Source organism: Streptomyces sp. NPDC024555 (assembly GCF_055559335.1).
In genome coordinates this window covers 140,869-156,893 of record NZ_JBVHKV010000017.1, presented here as the reverse complement: position 1 = coordinate 156,893, position 16,025 = coordinate 140,869, and the positions used below count along the sequence as shown (strand labels likewise).

Genomic DNA, 16,025 nt, shown 5'->3' with positions numbered 1-16,025 from the left:
AGGAGATTTCAGCATGACCCACGGCAACGGCGCACCCGCCGTCACCCCGCCCCGATCGACGCTCGTCGTCACCGCGCACGCCGGTGACTTCGTGTGGCGGGCCGGCGGCGCCATCGCCCTCGCCGCCTCCCGGGGCGAGAAGGTCACCATCGCCTGTCTGACGTTCGGCGAGCGGGGCGAGTCGGCGAAGGCGTGGCGGGAGGGGAAGACGCTCGACGAGATCAAGGCGCTCCGGCGCGAGGAGGCCGAGCGCGCCGCCGCCGCGCTCGGCGCCAAGGTCCGTTTCTTCGACGCCGGGGACTACCCGCTGGTCGCCACGGCCGAGCTGACCGACCGGCTCGTCGCCGTCTACCGGGAGACCCAGCCGGACGTCGTCCTCACGCACCCGGTCGAGGACCCGTACAACGGCGACCACCCGGCGGCCAACCGCATGGCCCTGGAGGCCCGCGTCCTCGCCCAGGCCATCGGCTATCCCGGCGAGGGCGAGATCATCGGGGCGCCGCCCGTCTTCTACTTCGAGCCGCACCAGCCCGAGATGAGCGGTTTCAGGCCCGAGGTCCTCCTCGACATCAGCGAGGTGTGGGAGACCAAGCGCACGGCCATGGAGTGCCTCGGCGCCCAGCAGCACCTGTGGGACTACTACACGGACCTCGCCGTGCGCCGGGGAGTGCAGCTCAGGCGCAACGCCGGCCCCAACCTGGGGCTGGCCCACACGACCATGGCCGAGGCGTACATGCGGCCCTACCCGCAGATCGCGAAGGAGCTCGCCTGATGCCCGGTGTGATCGTCACCAACCCGCCCAGGGCCGGGGCCCGCGACGTCGAGGCGCTCGCCGGCTACGGAACCGCCACCGTCGGCGAGGCCATGGGCCGCACCGGTTTCCTCGGCACGCGTCTGCGTCCGGTCCAGCAAGGTGTCCGGGTCGCGGGCACCGCGGTCACGGTGCTGTGCTGGCCCGGCGACAACCTCATGATCCACGCCGCGGTCGAGCAGTGCGGCGAGGGAGACATCCTCGTCGTCACCACCACCTCGCCGTGCGCGGACGGCCTGTTCGGCGAGCTGTTCGCCACCGCCCTGGCCCGGCGCGGAGTGCGCGGCGCCGTCCTGAACACCGGTATCCGCGACACGGCCGAGCTGCGCGCGATGGGCTTCCCCGCCTGGTCCGCGGCCGTCAGCCCGCAGGGCACGGTCAAGGCGACCGGCGGCAGCGTGAACGTACCGATCGTGATCGGGGACCAGGTGATCCGCCCCGGTGACGTGATCGTCGCCGACGACGACGGTGTGGTGGTCGTCGCGCGCGAGCGCGCCCACGCCACCGCCGAGGCGTCCGAAGCCCGTGAACGGAAGGAGGCCGGGGCCCGCGCCGCCTTCCTGGAGGGCCGACTGGGACTGGACCGCTACGGGTTGCGGGAGACGCTCACGGCGCTCGGGGTGACGTACCGCCCGTACGAGGAGACCGAGTCGTGACCGCCCCCGCGGGGATCCGCTGCATGCTGATGCGCGGCGGCACCTCCAAGGGCGCCTACTTCCTGGCCGGCGACCTGCCCCCCGTACGGACCGACCGCGACGCGCTGTTGCTGCGGGTCATGGGCAGCCCGGACCCTCGCCAGATCGACGGCCTCGGCGGCGCCCACCCGCTCACGAGCAAGGTGGCCGTGGTGTCACCGTCGACCGGACCCGAGGCCGATGTCGACTACCTCTTCCTCCAGGTCGATGTGGACGAGGCAGCGGTCTCGGACCGCCAGAACTGCGGCAACCTGCTCGCCGGGGTCGGCCCCTTCGCCGTCGAGCGCGGGCTCGTCCCCGCGGGGAACGGTGAGACATCCGTACGCGTCCGCATGGTCAACTCCGGTGACCTCGCCACCGCGACGTTCCCGACGCCTGGCGGCCGTGTCGACTACCGGGGCGACACGGTGATCCCGGGGGTGCCCGGGAGCGCTGCCGCCGTCGTCGTCGAGTTCCCGCCGGGCAACGCGGAGCTGCTGCCCACGGGGAATGCGCGCGATACGGTCGCCGGCATCGAGGTCACCTGCGTCGACAACGGTATGCCGACCGTTCTGATCCCGGCCGAGGCCGTCGGGGTCTCCGGGCAGGAGGACCCGGAGGAGCTGGAGGCCGACCGGGAACTGGCCGCCCGGCTCCGCGAAGTCCGGCTGGCGGCCGGGCGTCTGATGGGACTCGGCGACGTCACCGGCACCACCGTTCCCAAGCTCACCCTGCTCTCCCCTCCCCGCCACGGCGGCGCCGTCGCCACCCGCACGTTCATCCCCGCCCGCGTCCACACCTCGATCGGCGTCCTCGGTGCCGCGAGCGTGGCGGCCGGGCTGCGGATCGAGGGAAGTGTCGCGCACGGCATCGCGGCCCTCCCCGACCGGGGCGACCGGCTGCGTATCGAGCATCCCGGCGGATTCACCGATATCGAGAGCAGCATCGACCACGGCCCCGAGGGCGGCCCGAGGTCCCGTCGCACCGCCGTCGTCCGCACCGCCCGCAAGATCTTCGACGGCACCGTCTTCCCCGTACCCCCCACAGGAGACCGCTCATGACTCCGCCCCTCGGCGACATCGCGCACATCGGCCACGCCCAGTTGTTCACCCCGGATCTGGACGCTTCCGTCGCCTTCTTCACCGACTATCTGGGCCTGACCGTCAACGGGCGGGACGGTGACACCGTCTACCTGCGGACCTTCGACGACTACGAGCACCACAGCCTCGTCCTCACCACCCGCGACCGGCCCGGCCTCGGCCGCCTCGCCCTGCGCACCTCCGGCGAGGAGGCGCTCCGGCGCCGGGTGCGGGCCGTCGAGGCGGCGGGTGGCACCGGGAAGTGGACCGAGGACGAGCCCGGTCTCGGCCGGCTCTACGTCACCACGGACCCGGACGGCCACGAGCACGCCCTGTACTGGGAGAGCGAGCACTACCGGGCCCCCGAGGAGCTGCGGCCGGCGCTGAAGAACCAGCCGCAGGCCAAGCCCAACAGGGGCGTGGGGGTGCGGCGTCTGGACCACGTCAACTTCCTCGCCGCCGACGTCCTCGCCAACGCCGAGTGGCAGGAGCAGCTCCTCGGCGCCCGTCCGACCGAGCAGATCCGGCTCGACTCCGGCAGGATCGCGGCACGCTGGCTGACGTACACCGACAAGTCGTACGACGTCGTCTACACGTCCGACTGGACCGGCAGCGCGGGCCGCCTGCACCACATCGCGTTCGCCGCCGACACCCGCGAGGACATCCTGCGCGCCGCCGACCTCGCCATCGACAGCGGCGTCTTCATCGAGACGGGACCGCACAAGCACGCCATCCAGCAGACGTTCTTCCTCTACGTCTACGAACCCGGCGGCAACCGCATCGAGCTGTGCAACCCGCTCACCCGTCTCGTGCTCGCCCCCGACTGGCCGCTGATCACATGGACCGAGGAGGAGCGGCGGAAGGGCCAGGCCTGGGGCCTGAAGACCATCGAATCCTTCCACACGCACGGCACACCGCCCGTGGAGCCCTGATCCGGCTTGCCCCTTCGGCCCCGGGGGACGGTGCACCCGTCCTCCGGGGCCGAATCGTTGCTTAGATTGTTAACAAAACTGTTGACGCAGCGGGAACGGCTTTCTAACGTCTACGCCACAGCGAGCCGGCGGCTCCCGCCCGGAGTCCGCGGCTCGGGGGCACGCTCCGTCCGTCCTCCCCCACCGGCCGCGCGAGCCGCACCGGCCCCACCACCCTTGCAGCCAGGGACCAGAACCCTCCTGACGTCCCGTACGAGAGGAAACAACGATGTCCTCCTCCGCCACCTCCCCGCTCGCCCGGGCGACCGGGACAGCGGCCCGCCGCAGCCGCACCGCCGTCATCGCCCTGTGCTGGGGACTCGTTCTCCTCGACGGCATCGACACGTTCATCTACGGTTCCGTGCTGCCGAAGATGCTCGGCGGCCACAGCCTCGGCCTCACCCCGGACACCGCGGGCACGATCGGCAGCTACGCCAACTTCGGCATGCTGCTCGGCACGATCCTGTCCGGCATGGCCTCGAACTGGATCGGCCGGCGCGCCACCGTCTTCACGAGCGTCGTGATCTTCACTCTCGCCACACTGGGCACGGGCTGGTCCCAGTCCACGGGCCAGTTCGGCGTCTTCCGCTTCGTGTGCGGCTTCGGCCTCGGCGCGCTGCTGCCGATCGCGATCTCGTACGGCATGGAGTTCACCAGCCGCGGCCGCCGCGCCCTCGCCACCGGCGTCATCATGACGGCCCACCAGACCGGCGGCGCCCTGGCCCCGCTGATCGCTCTCTGGCTGGTCGACGACCACGGCTGGCGCTGGGCCTTCCTGGCCTCCGCGATACCCGCCCTGCTTCTGCTCCCGGTCGCCTTCGCACTGCTGCCCGAGTCACCCACCAACCTGCTCACCCGGGGCCGCCGCGCCGACGCCGAGCTGCTCGCCGCCGACTACGGCACCGAACTGGCCGAGCCGAAGGCGAACCACGGGGACAAGCTGGACGCGTTGAAGAATCTGTTCCGGGGCGGCCAGTGGCCCACCACGCTCTGCTTCTGGCTGACCTCCTTCGCGGGTCTGCTCCTGGTCTACGGGGTCGGCCAGTGGCTGCCCAAGATCATGGTCGACCTCGGGTACGACACCGGTGACTCGCTGCTCTTCTCGACGTTCCTGAACGTCGGCGGCATCTGCGGCATGCTGATCGCCGGCCGCACCGCCGACCGGATCGGTCCGCGCAAGGTCGTCATCGCCTGGTTCGCGCTGACCGCCGTGTTCGTCTACCTGATGGGCGTCGAGATGTCGGTCGGCCTCCTGTACGCGGTGGTCTTCTTCGCCGGACTGCTGCTCTTCTCGGGCCAGACCATGGTCTACGCGACCGTCGGCACCCACCACAGCGACGAGGACCGCCCGACCGCCCTCGGCTGGGTCTCCGGCATGGGCCGCTTCGGCGCCATCTTCGGCCCGTGGATCGGCGGCGCCCTCATCGAGGCGGGCAACGCCGACATCGGCTTCACCATGTACGCCTGCGCGGCGGTCTTCGGCGCGCTCATGATGACCGCGGCCGCCCTCACCATCAAGAGGCACACCCGGGCCGTCACGGTCTGACCGCAGACGGACGAGGGGCCGGCCGCGCGACGTCCTGCCAGGACGCATGCCGCGCGTACCGGCGGGCCGGGGTGGGGCGCATGCCCCTCCGCGGCCCCACCCGCCGCGTTGCGCCGGCGTCAACCCGGCTCCTGCACACGCCCGTTGGGCCGGACCGCGAGGCCGGACCCATGCATCACGAGCGTGAGGTCCTCCCACATCCGACGCCCATATCGTCAGCTAATATGCCTGAAGTCCGCGCGAGGCGAGCGCGCGTTCCGCTCCACCGCCCCGCGCCGGAGTTGTCCCGGGGGGGGGCGAGACCGCTGGAGCGCGGGTGGCTTCATCCCTCCCCTCGATTCGCGTGACAAGGGGCTGGGGAGCCGAGTGAAGAGACGTTTCTGCATAGTCGGTGCGGCACTTCTGTGTGCCGTCTTCGGAATGCAAGGACCCGCCGTCGGCGCGGGTGTGGAACAACCGGCGACGGTCCGGTCGCTGAACGGCAGCGCTGCCGATGCGGACTGGCCCGCCGTCCGTTCCGCTTCCGCGACCGGCAAGGACGAGGCGCCGCTCACCGTCGCCGCGAGCGCCGCAGGCACCGCCGCGCGCCACGACTACAACGGTGACGGCCGCAGCGACATGGCCTCCTGGTACGACTACTCCCAGGGTCAGGACACGATCCACACCTTCACCGCCCGCGCCGACGGAGGCTTCGCTCCGCCCGCCGCCGGATGGACGACGCCCAAGGGCAACTTCTGGGCCGAGCACATGAAGCGGGTCACCGGTGACTTCAACGGTGACGGCATCGGGGACGTAGCCGCGTTCTACGGCTACGACAGCGGGAAGGTCTCCCTCTTCACCTGGCTCGGCAAGGGGAACGGTACCTTCGCCGACTACCTCACCTCATGGTCCGTGGAGCCGGGGAACTGGGTCTTCGACTCCATCACCGCGCAGGCCGGTGACTTCAACGGCGACGGCCGCGACGACATCGCCGCCTGGTACGACGACCCCGACGGCGACGACGAGCTCTTCACGTTCCTGGCGGACTCCGGCGGCGGATTCGCCACCCCCTTCTCCTCCTTCGCGCGCACCGCGGCCGAGGGATGGGAGGTCGAGCGGATGAAGTTCGCCACCGGTGACTTCAACGGGGACGGCCGCGACGACCTCGGGGTCCTGGACAGCTACACGGCGGGCACGGTGCGGCTGATGGCCTTCACCGGCACGCCGGACGGCGGCTTCGCCGAGCCGGTGAGCGGCTGGCAGTCCACCGGCTGGCAGTTCGACCGGGTGAGCGTGGTCTCGGGGGACTTCGACGGCGACGGCCGTGACGAATTCGCCGCCTGGTACGACTACGCCGACGAACACGACGCCCTGTTCGCCTTCGGCCTCGACGCCACCGGCAAGTTCGCCGGCCAGCGGGAGCTGTTCAACGCGCCGCCGGGATACTACGACCGGGCCCGCATGTACCTCGTCTCCGGCGACTACAACGGGGACGGCCGCGACGACATCGGCGCCCTCTACGGCTACGGGGGCGGGACCGTCACGGCGCTCACCTTCACCGCCAGGGCCGACGGGACCCTCGTCGACGCGCTGCACAGCTGGAGCAGCACCGCCGTCGACTACTGGACCTTCGCCCGAGTGGCGACGATCGAGCGCCACAACAGTTCCCTGATCGCCTGCCCGACGCTCTTCGGGCACGGTGGATATCCCACCGGTCCCGACGCCCGGGCCCGGGACAAGGTCCGGGAGCCGAACCACCCCAGGGGCCTCGCCGATCAGAAGAGCTGGGGCGCGAGCGGCGTGGAAGCCGACCTGCGGCTCACCAAGGACGGCACCAAGGCCGTGATGTGGCACAACAACACGAGCAGGGGGCTGACCGGCACCGAGTACGACATCGACAAGATCACGTGGGCCACCGGCGCCGGTCAGCTCAAGGGCCGCAAGATCTACGACGACAGCCCGTACGCCGGCGAGACCGTCTACACCTTCCGTGAGTGGCTGGAGAGCGCCAAGAACCAGCAGATGGCCGCTTTCGTGGAACTCAAGAAGGAAACGGCGCCGCTCCTGCTCAACGGCGAGACGTCCGCCCGCGAGGCCGGCTGGAACGAGATCATCGCGCCCCTCAAGGAGCGTGCCACTTCGCAGAAGATCATGATCTACACCCTGAGCGACGAACTGCGGCCCGAACTCCAGAAGCGCGTCAGGGCCGCCGGTCTGGACGCGATGCTGGAGAACCATCCCCGCTGGATCGACGATGCCGAAGTCGGCTGGGAAGAGCCGCCTCCGGCCGCCTCACTCCAGTTCGCCTACTGGCAGTACAAGCTGAACAAGCTCGGCTCCCCGGTCAACTCGGTGCCGATGGTCACCTCCTGGACGAGTGACTTCGCGACCTGGGTGAAGGGAAAGTGCCGCTGACCCGGCGCGTCGTGCGGCCCGGCGTCCCGTCATGACCACAACTCGCGCAGGGCCGCGTTGGCTCGGGCCGTCCGCCTCCCATTCCGGCCGTTCGCGCATCGATGGGGTGACGGCGCGCAGCCGCGCGGGGGTCGGGTGCCGGCCGGCGGGTCGAGCAGTTCGCGGATCGCGGGGTGGCCGGCTGCCCCTGCACGACCAGGACGTCCTCGAACGGACGCGGGACGCCACGCTCCGGGGGCGCGCGCAGGTGGATCCGGTGCGCCCGTAGACGGCGGAGCGGCCCCGGGTGGCACCGGCCCCGGTAGCACGTCCGGGCACGCGGGAGGTCTGCGGAACGTCTTCGGCCGGCGCTGCGCGGCCACGTTCCGCGAGTTGCCGCATGCGTACGGTCACTCCACCATGGAAGTCGCGCCCGACGGCCGGCCCGGCCGGTTCCGCAGCGGTGGACAGGAGGGATCGGCACATGGCCAGGTACTTCGAGAACGCCGCCGGTGCGCTCGTCCCCGATGCCCTGTCGGGCTTCGCCCGCGCCCACGCGGACCTCGTGGCGTACGACGCCGGTGACGGCTTCTTCACCGCGCGGCACTCCTCGCCGGCCCGCCGGGCGGGGCTCCTGTCGGGCGGCGGTTCGGGGCACGAACCTCTGCACGCCGGCTACGTCGGCGCGGGCATGCTCGATGCCGCCTGCCCCGGGAGGGTCTTCGCCTCTCCGCACAACCGGCAGATCTTCCGGGCGTCGCGCGCGGTCGCGGGGCCGGAGGGCGTCCTGCACATCGTCAAGAACTACACCGGCGACCGGATCAACTTCGGCATCGCGGCCGAACGGCTCGCCGCCGCCGGCATCGGCTGCGCGCGGGTCCTCGTCGACGACGACCTGGCCTCCGACTCCGGGCGGATCGCGGCGGGCCGCCGGGGCACGGGCGCCACCGTGCTGGTGGAGAAGGTCCTGGGCGGCGCCGCGGACACCGGGATGGGGCTCGACGAGCTGGTGGAGCTGGGCACCGCCGTCGCGGGCCGGTGCCGTACGCTCGCCGCCGCCTCGGCCGCCCACACCGCACCGGCCAGCGGTGAGCCGGCGTTCGAGCTGCCGGCCGGGGAACTCGAATTCGGTGTCGGGATCCACGGCGAGCGCGCCGGCCGGACCAGGGCCCAGGGCGGTGTGCGGGCGCTGGTGGAGGAGATGGCCGGCGCCCTGCTGGACGCCTTGCGCCCCGGCCCCGACGCCCCGGTGGTGGCCCTGGTCAACGGGCTGGGGGCGGTCACCTCGCTGGAGCTGTACGGGATCTTCGGCGAACTGGGGCGGATCCTCGACGGCCGGCGGGTACGGCTCGCCCGGCATCTCGTCGGTGACTACGTGACCGCGCTCGACATGCGCGGCTTCTCGCTGACCCTCATGGTCGCCGACCACGACACGCTAAGTTTCTACGACGCACCGGTCCGCACTCCGGCGTTGCGATGGTGAGCGGCCCCGGGCCGGTGCCCCGGCGGTCCGGTGACAGGAGCAGGAGGACGGCCCCATGACGACCACGGCCACGTTCGACGGGGCACGGACCCGCGACTGGATGCGCCGCTTCGCCGAATCGGTGTACGCCACCGAGGCCGAGCTGACCGCGCTCGACCAGCAGGCTGGGGACGGCGACTTCGGGACCAATCTCGCCGCCGGTGTCCGGGCCGCCGGTCCGCCGCTCGACCGTACGGAGGACGCGGCCGGGCCCGCGGAGCCTTTGGGCATCATGGCCACCTCCTTCCTCGACGAGATCGGCGGAACCAGCGGTCCGCTGTTCGGTCTGCTGTTCCAGGCGCTGAGCAGGGCCGCCGCGGACTCCGGTCCGGGGCTGACGACCGCCGCACTCGCCGAGGGAACCGCCCAGGGCCTCGCCGCGATCCGCCGTGTGGGCGACGCCTCCCCGGGCGACAAGACGCTGGTCGACGCGCTGGATCCGGCGGCGGCCGCACTGCGGGCAGCGGCGAGCGCGCCGGCCGCGGAGGCCCTGGCCGCGGCGGCGGACGCCGCCTGGCAGGGCGTACGGGACACCGCTTCGCTGGCGGCGCGCATGGGCCGGGCCAGCTATCTCGGTGAGCGGGCCACGGGCGTGCCCGACCCCGGAGCGGTGGGCATCGCCCTGTTCTTCGCCTCCGCGGCCGGCGCCGTCCCCGCCCTCGGACCGCTGCTCCGGCCCACCGGCTGACCGCCACGCGCCGGTCGGCCGGTCGCCCTACTCCCCGATGCGGTCGCGGGCCCAGCACTCCAGCTTCGGATCGGCGAGGTTCTCGACCCACAGGTCCGCCCGCTCGGCGTCGGGGCCCTGCGGGCGGGGACCGATGCCGATGACGCGGAGGCCCGCCCGGCGAGCTGATTCCATGCCCGTGAGGGAGTCCTCCACGGCCAGCGCCTCATTCGGTGGGATCCCGCAGAGGCGGACGGCCGCGCTGTAGACGTCGGGCTCCGGCTTCGGCCGTACGCCCTCGCCGGCCACGACGACATGGCTGAAGAAGCCGAGGAGTCCGGCCCTGTCCAGGCAGGCTTCCACCATCGTCCGGGGGCAGTTGCTCGCCACCGCCAGGGGAAGGTGCCGGGCGGCCGCGCGCACCAGGGCCGTCGCCCCCGGAATGGTGACGGGGTCCTCGTCCACCAGTGCGGTGAAGGTGGCGAGGAGCGTGGCCGCCATGTCGTCGGCGAGGTCCGGCTTTCCGGTCTCCTCGGCCATGAGCGTGCCGCACTCCGCGTAGTGCACGCCCTTGGCACGGTCGGCGAATCCGGCCGGAGGCTTCAGACCGAAGACCCTGAAGGTGGCGTTCCGGGCCTCCTGCCAGTGTCGTTCCGTGTCCATCAGGGTTCCGTCGCAGTCGAAGACGATGGCGGACGGGGACCAGGCCAGGATATTGCGAACTGTCATGTAACTGCCGTTCTCGAAGACTGCGCCGGCCGCTCGGGCACGCGGATGCACGGATGGCAGAGGGATGCCGGGATACGGGTCACGAATGCGCAGCAAGGGGGGAGCCGTGCGATAGGGCACGGCTGCTGCGACCGCGTGCACGTTGCGGGGCGCGTCGCGGATCTGGATCGATGGTCGTGGCTTCGGCCAGAAACATCGTGACTGTTACGTTATTTCGCGGGTCCGATTCCCGCAATCACCAATTCGAGTGCACGGAAATGCCCCGCCCGGCCCGGCCGTGAACCCCACAACCAGCGCCTTTCCCCCACCGCGTGCGGATTGCGTGAACCCGCACCCGCGCGCGACGGGCGAATAATAAGATCTTCGCGCGACGCGACTGCGCCCTCGCGGAGAGGAGCCGCATTTCCTGGACGCATTGACAGAACATATGAGCGAAGGTGGAACGTATATGCAGGACAGGGCTCGGGCGACCCGCACGGCACTGCTGGAATCGGCGGCACATCTTTTTGCCGAACAGGGATACGCGGGGACGAGCGTCAATGACATAAGTGACCACTCGGGAAAAACCAGCGGCGCGATCTATTTTCATTATGCGAGCAAGGAGAAACTGGCCCTGGCGGTGGCCCGGGAACAGTTCGCCACCTGGCCCCGGCTCGCCGACTCCTACGCCGCGCCCGGAGTCCCCCCGCTGGAGAAGCTGGTCGCCCTGAGCCTCGGGGTCGCGCGCTCCCTCACCGAGGACGTGATGGCGCGCGCGGGCGCCCGGCTGTGGGCGGAGCGCCGGGGTATCGACGCGGTCGTGCCCGCACCGTTCGGCGTATGGGCCGTGGCCGTCACCCGGCTTCTCGCCCAGGCGCGCACGCGGGGCGAGCTGGCGGCCGGTGTGAAGCCGTCGACCGCGGCCGTGACGCTCGTGTGCGCGTTCTTCGGACTCTGCACGCTGGCCGACGAGGTGCCGGGCGGACGGAACCGGAAGGAGCAGTTCGACCAGTGGTGGCTGCTGACGCTCGCCTCCCTTCAGGCCGCGCCGGATCCGGCCGGTCTGCTCGCCCGCGCGCGGGAGCGGATGCCGGCCGGGGCGTGAGGACGGCCCGGCCCCTTTCGGACGCCCGTTCGGGAACGGGACACCGATCCCCACCGGATACAGTGCGCGGGACGGAAGCCCGGTCGGGGAGGGAACACGTGACCGACACCAGCGACACACGACGCGCCGATCCGGAGAGGCCCCGCCCGGGGCCGGGCCGGCTGCGGCGCGTCATGCGCTTCGTTCCACTGGTCGCGCCGGTCCTGCTGTGGGCGGCGCCCTGCTGGGTGCTGCTGCACGCCGGGCAGGGGTGGCCGTCCGCGGTCCGGTGGGCCGGGACGGCGGTGTGCGCGGCCGGTCTGGTCGTGATGCCGGTGGCGATGATGCGGGGCCACGGGCGCCGGCAGCGGGACGGGGCGGCGGTCCTCGGGGACGGTCTGCTCGGCGGTGCGTGGGTGCTGTTCACCTGGTCCGTGCTGCTCGGTGTCCTCCTGCGGGCCGCTCTGGCCGTGGGCGGGGTCGGGACGGGGCAGGAGCGGGCCCGGATCGTGACCTGGGCCGTGCTCGGCGTGACGGCCGCGCTGCTGGTCTGGGGGTACGCCGAGGCGCGCCGGGTTCCCCGGGTGCGCCGGGTGGAGGTGGAACTGCCGCGGCTGGGCGCCGGACTCGACGGCACCCGGGTCGCGCTCGTCACGGACACGCACTACGGTCCGCTCGACCGGGTGCGCTGGTCGGAGCGGGTCTGCGAGACGGTGAACGGACTGGAGGCCGATGTCGTCTGCCACACCGGCGACATCGCGGACGGCACCGCCGAACGGCGCCGCGCCCAGGCCACCCCGCTCGGCACGGTGCGGGCCTCGTGGGGCCGCGTCTACGTCACCGGCAACCACGAGTACTACAGCGAGGCCCAGGGCTGGGTCGACCTGATGGACGAGCTGGGCTGGGAGCCGCTGCGCAACCGCCATCTGCTGCTGGAACGCGGCGGCGACACCCTGGTGGTCGCCGGGGTGGACGACGTCACGGCCGAGTCCTCGGGGCTGGCCGGTCACGGGGCGCACCTCGACGGGGCGCTGGACGGCGCGGACCCCGGTGATCCGGTGCTGCTCCTGGCCCACCAGCCGAAGTTCGTCGACCGGGCGGCGGCCGCGGGCATCGACCTCCAGCTCTCCGGCCACACCCACGGCGGCCAGATCTGGCCCTTCCATCATCTGGTCCGCATCGACCAGCCGGTCCTCGCCGGCCTCAGCCGCCACGGCGAGCGCACCCTGCTGTACACCAGCCGGGGCACCGGGTTCTGGGGCCCGCCGTTCCGGGTCTTCGCGCCCAGCGAGATCACCCTGCTCGTGCTGCGCTCGCCGCGCGCCGGAGCCTCCGCGTAGCCCCGGCCCGCCCCTCTCGCGCCCGCCCGGAGCATTCTTCGGGCGGGCGCGATGAGTTCCGGCCCCCTCGCCGGTATGTACCGGTGGGCCTTCGACAGGCCCTCGATACGACCGAGCACGAGGAGTGAGTCATGACCGAGAACCGAGCGCACGACGAGGCGGCCGTCAAGGCGGTTCTGGAGGGTGTCTACCGGGCGTGGGCGGCGGGGGACGCGGAGGCGTTCGTCGCGGACTACCGGGAGGACGCCACCGCGATCCTGCCCGGTTCGTACCGCAGGTCCAAGGAGGAGGCGCGGGCGAGGATGGCCGCCGGTTTCGCGTCCGTCCTCAAGGGGAGCACGACCGTCGACCGGCTGGACAGCATCCGCTTCCTGGGCGGCAGCGGCGCGGTCGTCGTGAGCGAGACCGCGGTCCTGTTCCCGGGCGAGACCGAGGTGCCGGAGGGCCGTGCCGTGTACGCGACCTGGGTGCTGGAGAAGTGCGACGGCGCCTGGCGGATCGTGGCGTACCACAACAGCCCCGCCGTCACGCCCGCTTCGGCGTGAGCCGCACCGTGCCCCCGTCCGTGCGCAGGGCGGGGGCGCGGTGCGTCCGGTCGCTCACGGCAGCCGCTCCGGGAGCGCGAAGGAGGCGAAGACCTCCGCGTCCTGGAACACCGTGTTGCGGCTGATCCCGGCCGTGGTGACGGTGAGGACCTGGAGGGTGTGGAGGCGGTGGCCGCCCTCGTCGGCCCGCCGGTAGGCGGCGAAGGCGGGCTGGCCGTTCGCCGAGGTGCGCAGGGTGCGCCAGTCCGCGCAGCGGGCGAACACCCCGTCCATGAAGGCGCCGTAGTGGTCGCGGCCGAGGAACCAGTTGGTCATCGGCGGCATCTCCAGGAGCACGTCCCGGGTCAGCAGCTCCTTGATGGCGGTCACATCGGCCCGTTCGAAGGCCTCGACGAAGCGGTCGACCCGGTCCCGGACCTCCCGTTCGGGCGGCTCGGCGACATCGTCCTCGGGGACGCCGGCCGTGCGCAGCCGGTCGCGGGCGCGCTGCAGGGCGCTGTTGACCGCGGGGACCGTCATATCGAGGATCCCGGCCGTCTCGGCGGCGGAGAAGTCCAGGACGTCACGGAGGATCAGGGCGGCCCGGCCGCGCGCGGAGAGGTGCTGGACGGCGGCGACGAACGCCAGCCGCAGGGAGCCCCGGACGGCGGCGCCCGGGTCCGTGCCGAGCAGGGCGTCCGGGAGCGGCTGGAGCCAGGCGGTCTCGCCGCGCACGAGGGGTGCGGCCGGATCCTCGCTCGGGGCGGCCAGTCCGGAGGGGAGGGGGCGCCGGGCGCGGCCGTCGAGCGCGGTGAGGCAGGCGTTGGTGGCGATGCGGTGGAGCCAGGTGCGCAGCGAGGCCTTCGTGCCGTCGTACCGGTCGCGGGCGCGCCAGGCGCGCAGGCAGGTCTCCTGGACGAGGTCCTCCGCGTCGTGGAGGGAGCCCAGCATCCGGTAGCAGTGCGCGAGGAGTTCGGGGCGGTGGGCGTCGATCAGCCGGCCGAAGTCCGCCGTGGCGGGTGCCATGTGCGAGGTCGTCCCGTACCGCTCAGAGGACTCCGCCGAGGACGACGGCGCCCACCACCGCGCAGAGCGAGCCGAAGGCGGTGATGACCGCCCTGGCGTGGCGCAGCCCGAAGGAGGGGGTGCGGGCGGTCGCCTCCTCGGGCGCGTCCTCGGCGTAGTACACCGTCACGAAGTCGCCCTCCTTCGGGGCGAGCCGGGTGCGGTGCTCCTCTATCGAGACGGTCCGGCCGTCGGCCGTGGCGAATTCGAGCGTGACGCGGGAGACGGTGGTCGGGACGCCGTCGGCGTCCTGGGTCTCCTCGGTGCGCACGGAGGTGCACCGGCCCTCGGCGGTGCGGCCGTCCCAGGCCGCCCGCAGGCGGGGGCTGTCGAGCTGCCTGGCCATGGACCGGGCGAGGGACAGGGTTCCCGTCATGGAGATGACGAAGTAGACGAGTGCGATGACCATGGCTCCCCAGATTCCGGTCCGGTCCGCCGTGCGGTGGTGTGCGGTGCGGTCCGGCGGCGCAGTCGCCATGATCCCCGGCGAGGACGGCGGGGACAAGGGTCCGGGACGGCCCCCGGGGCCCGTAACGGTGGAGACATCGTACGGATTCTCCGCACGGGGGTAGGCTGCGCGGCCCTCTTGCTATACCTTCCGTCTAACAGCTTGCTAGACGTGACGTCTAACAAGCGCGGGCGGCGCTCATGGGCCCCGCCCCGTCGGCGGACACGGGACGGGGCCGGGGAACAGGGGCAGCCGTCGGATCGGCCCGTCTCGATTCAAGGAGCCCGCACCATGGCAAGCAGCACCGTTCGGCCGGGGGACCAGGACCGGCTCGCCGAGCAGGACGTCGCCCGGCGCCTCCTCGACTCCTCCGCGAAGCTCTCGTACGACCCGGCCACCGAGGTGGACTGGGAGACCCCGCTCGACACCGGCCACCACGGCGCGAGCCCGGAGTGGAGCACGCTCTACGGCACCGCGTACTGGAAGGAGATGACGGAGGACCAGCGCAAGGCGCTGACCCGGCAGGAGGCCGCGTCCGTCGCCAGTACCGGGATCTGGTTCGAGATGATCCTCCAGCAGCTGGTGCTGCGCGACATGTACGCCAAGGATCCGACCGATCCCCGGTTCCAGTGGGCGCTCACCGAGGTCGCCGACGAGTGCCGGCACTCCATCATGTTCGCCCGCGGCGCGGCGAAGCTGGGCGCGCCCGCCTACCGCCCGCAGCGGATGGTGGTCGAACTGGGCCGCGCCTTCAAGACGCTCGCCTTCGGCGAGTCGGCCTACGCGGCGATCCTCGTGGCCGAGGAGGTGCTCGACGTGATGCAGCGCGACTGGATGCGCGACGAGCGCGTGGCCCCCTTCGTCCGCACCATCAACAACATCCATGTGGTGGAGGAGTCGCGCCACATGAAGTTCGCCCGCGACGAGACCCGCACCCGGTTGCGTGGCGCCGGCCCGCTGCGGCGGCAGATCAACTCGCTGGTCATCGCCATCACCGCGTACTACATCGTCACCAGCATGGTGCACCCCGACGTGTACGCCAACGCGGGTCTCGACGGGGACCGCGGCCGCGCCGAGGCCGCGCGCAACGAGCACCACAAGTCCCGTATGCGGGCCAGCTGTTCGGGCCTGATGGAGTTCCTGGCCTCGTGCCGGCTGCTCACCCGCCCCGCCCTCTTCTTCTACAAGCGCGCCCACCTGATCTGATCCGGCC

At 72.0% G+C, this 16,025-nt stretch carries 15 protein-coding genes; 12 read left to right on the top strand and 3 right to left on the bottom strand.

Features of this window, described 5'->3' with window-relative positions; all coding sequences use genetic code 11:
• Positions 1–13 precede the first annotated feature (13 nt).
• The 8 genes from ACZ4FH_RS27635 to dhaL all read left to right on the top strand — a co-directional run bounded on the left by ACZ4FH_RS27635 (position 14) and on the right by dhaL (position 9,664).
• The gene (locus ACZ4FH_RS27635) at positions 14–772 is read left to right on the top strand and encodes a PIG-L deacetylase family protein (RefSeq protein ID WP_467308193.1); all 759 of its coding nucleotides are present in this window, start codon (positions 14–16) and stop codon (positions 770–772) included.
• Positions 772–1,467, top strand: coding sequence for a 4-carboxy-4-hydroxy-2-oxoadipate aldolase/oxaloacetate decarboxylase (locus ACZ4FH_RS27630; RefSeq protein WP_467308192.1), 696 nt, complete (start codon positions 772–774; stop codon positions 1,465–1,467). Before ACZ4FH_RS27635 ends, ACZ4FH_RS27630 begins: the two co-directional genes overlap by 1 nt.
• A 23-nt stretch (positions 1,468–1,490) precedes the next feature.
• The gene (locus ACZ4FH_RS27625; RefSeq protein ID WP_467308241.1) at positions 1,491–2,546 is read left to right on the top strand and encodes a 4-oxalomesaconate tautomerase; all 1,056 of its coding nucleotides are present in this window, start codon (positions 1,491–1,493) and stop codon (positions 2,544–2,546) included.
• Positions 2,543–3,496, top strand: a complete 954-nt coding sequence (locus ACZ4FH_RS27620; RefSeq protein ID WP_467308191.1) for a catechol 2,3-dioxygenase — start codon at positions 2,543–2,545, stop codon at positions 3,494–3,496. The genes ACZ4FH_RS27625 and ACZ4FH_RS27620 overlap by 4 nt, the downstream gene beginning before the upstream one ends.
• Before the next feature lie 268 nt (positions 3,497–3,764).
• Complete coding sequence (locus ACZ4FH_RS27615) at positions 3,765–5,081, top strand: MFS transporter (RefSeq protein ID WP_467308189.1); 1,317 nt, start codon at positions 3,765–3,767, stop codon at positions 5,079–5,081.
• A gap of 420 nt (positions 5,082–5,501) precedes the next feature.
• Entirely contained in the window at positions 5,502–7,475 is a 1,974-nt protein-coding gene (locus tag ACZ4FH_RS27610; protein WP_467308188.1) for an FG-GAP-like repeat-containing protein, read from the top strand.
• A gap of 463 nt (positions 7,476–7,938) precedes the next feature.
• Entirely contained in the window at positions 7,939–8,937 is a 999-nt protein-coding gene (locus ACZ4FH_RS27605) for a dihydroxyacetone kinase subunit DhaK (RefSeq protein WP_467308186.1), read from the top strand.
• A 55-nt stretch (positions 8,938–8,992) separates the two neighbouring features.
• Complete coding sequence (dhaL, locus tag ACZ4FH_RS27600; RefSeq protein ID WP_467308185.1) at positions 8,993–9,664, top strand: dihydroxyacetone kinase subunit DhaL; 672 nt, start codon at positions 8,993–8,995, stop codon at positions 9,662–9,664.
• Between the two features lie 27 nt (positions 9,665–9,691).
• Here the strand turns inward: dhaL and ACZ4FH_RS27595 are convergent, their stop codons facing one another.
• Positions 9,692–10,372, bottom strand: coding sequence for an HAD family hydrolase (locus ACZ4FH_RS27595; RefSeq protein ID WP_467308184.1), 681 nt, complete (start codon positions 10,370–10,372; stop codon positions 9,692–9,694).
• Between the two features lie 448 nt (positions 10,373–10,820).
• Between ACZ4FH_RS27595 and ACZ4FH_RS27590 the strand changes: the two genes are divergently transcribed.
• The 3 genes from ACZ4FH_RS27590 (at position 10,821) to ACZ4FH_RS27580 (ending at position 13,320) form a co-directional block, all read left to right on the top strand.
• Positions 10,821–11,456 carry a ScbR family autoregulator-binding transcription factor gene (locus ACZ4FH_RS27590; protein WP_467308183.1) on the top strand — a complete coding sequence of 212 codons (636 nt, stop codon included), beginning with the start codon at positions 10,821–10,823 and terminating at the stop codon, positions 11,454–11,456.
• Between the two features lie 98 nt (positions 11,457–11,554).
• Positions 11,555–12,775, top strand: a complete 1,221-nt coding sequence (locus tag ACZ4FH_RS27585; protein ID WP_467308182.1) for a metallophosphoesterase — start codon at positions 11,555–11,557, stop codon at positions 12,773–12,775.
• Between the two features lie 131 nt (positions 12,776–12,906).
• Entirely contained in the window at positions 12,907–13,320 is a 414-nt protein-coding gene (locus ACZ4FH_RS27580) for an SgcJ/EcaC family oxidoreductase (protein WP_467308181.1), read from the top strand.
• Positions 13,321–13,374: 54 nt separating this feature from the next.
• Here the strand turns inward: ACZ4FH_RS27580 and ACZ4FH_RS27575 are convergent, their stop codons facing one another.
• Both ACZ4FH_RS27575 and ACZ4FH_RS27570 read right to left on the bottom strand, forming a co-directional pair.
• Complete coding sequence (locus tag ACZ4FH_RS27575; protein ID WP_467308179.1) at positions 13,375–14,325, bottom strand: sigma-70 family RNA polymerase sigma factor; 951 nt, start codon at positions 14,323–14,325, stop codon at positions 13,375–13,377.
• Positions 14,326–14,347: 22 nt separating this feature from the next.
• Complete coding sequence (locus ACZ4FH_RS27570) at positions 14,348–14,842, bottom strand: DUF3592 domain-containing protein (RefSeq protein ID WP_467308178.1); 495 nt, start codon at positions 14,840–14,842, stop codon at positions 14,348–14,350.
• Positions 14,843–15,103: 261 nt separating this feature from the next.
• Here ACZ4FH_RS27570 and ACZ4FH_RS27565 point away from each other — a divergent pair, with 261 nt between their 5' ends.
• A complete protein-coding gene (locus ACZ4FH_RS27565; protein WP_467308177.1) occupies positions 15,104–16,018 on the top strand; it encodes an AurF N-oxygenase family protein in 915 nt (304 codons plus the stop codon).
• Positions 16,019–16,025 lie beyond the last annotated feature (7 nt).

Coding starts and splice junctions, on each gene's coding strand:
- ACZ4FH_RS27575 (WP_467308179.1), bottom strand. CDS start 14,325: ATGGCACCCGCCACGGCGGACTTCGGCCGGCTGATCGACGCCCACCGC.
- ACZ4FH_RS27605 (WP_467308186.1), top strand. CDS start 7,939: ATGGCCAGGTACTTCGAGAACGCCGCCGGTGCGCTCGTCCCCGATGCC.
- ACZ4FH_RS27620 (WP_467308191.1), top strand. CDS start 2,543: ATGACTCCGCCCCTCGGCGACATCGCGCACATCGGCCACGCCCAGTTG.
- ACZ4FH_RS27565 (WP_467308177.1), top strand. CDS start 15,104: ATGGCAAGCAGCACCGTTCGGCCGGGGGACCAGGACCGGCTCGCCGAG.
- ACZ4FH_RS27590 (WP_467308183.1), top strand. CDS start 10,821: ATGCAGGACAGGGCTCGGGCGACCCGCACGGCACTGCTGGAATCGGCG.
- dhaL (WP_467308185.1), top strand. CDS start 8,993: ATGACGACCACGGCCACGTTCGACGGGGCACGGACCCGCGACTGGATG.
- ACZ4FH_RS27630 (WP_467308192.1), top strand. CDS start 772: ATGCCCGGTGTGATCGTCACCAACCCGCCCAGGGCCGGGGCCCGCGAC.
- ACZ4FH_RS27625 (WP_467308241.1), top strand. CDS start 1,491: ATGCTGATGCGCGGCGGCACCTCCAAGGGCGCCTACTTCCTGGCCGGC.
- ACZ4FH_RS27570 (WP_467308178.1), bottom strand. CDS start 14,842: ATGGCGACTGCGCCGCCGGACCGCACCGCACACCACCGCACGGCGGAC.
- ACZ4FH_RS27635 (WP_467308193.1), top strand. CDS start 14: ATGACCCACGGCAACGGCGCACCCGCCGTCACCCCGCCCCGATCGACG.
- ACZ4FH_RS27610 (WP_467308188.1), top strand. CDS start 5,502: ATGCAAGGACCCGCCGTCGGCGCGGGTGTGGAACAACCGGCGACGGTC.
- ACZ4FH_RS27615 (WP_467308189.1), top strand. CDS start 3,765: ATGTCCTCCTCCGCCACCTCCCCGCTCGCCCGGGCGACCGGGACAGCG.
- ACZ4FH_RS27580 (WP_467308181.1), top strand. CDS start 12,907: ATGACCGAGAACCGAGCGCACGACGAGGCGGCCGTCAAGGCGGTTCTG.
- ACZ4FH_RS27595 (WP_467308184.1), bottom strand. CDS start 10,372: ATGACAGTTCGCAATATCCTGGCCTGGTCCCCGTCCGCCATCGTCTTC.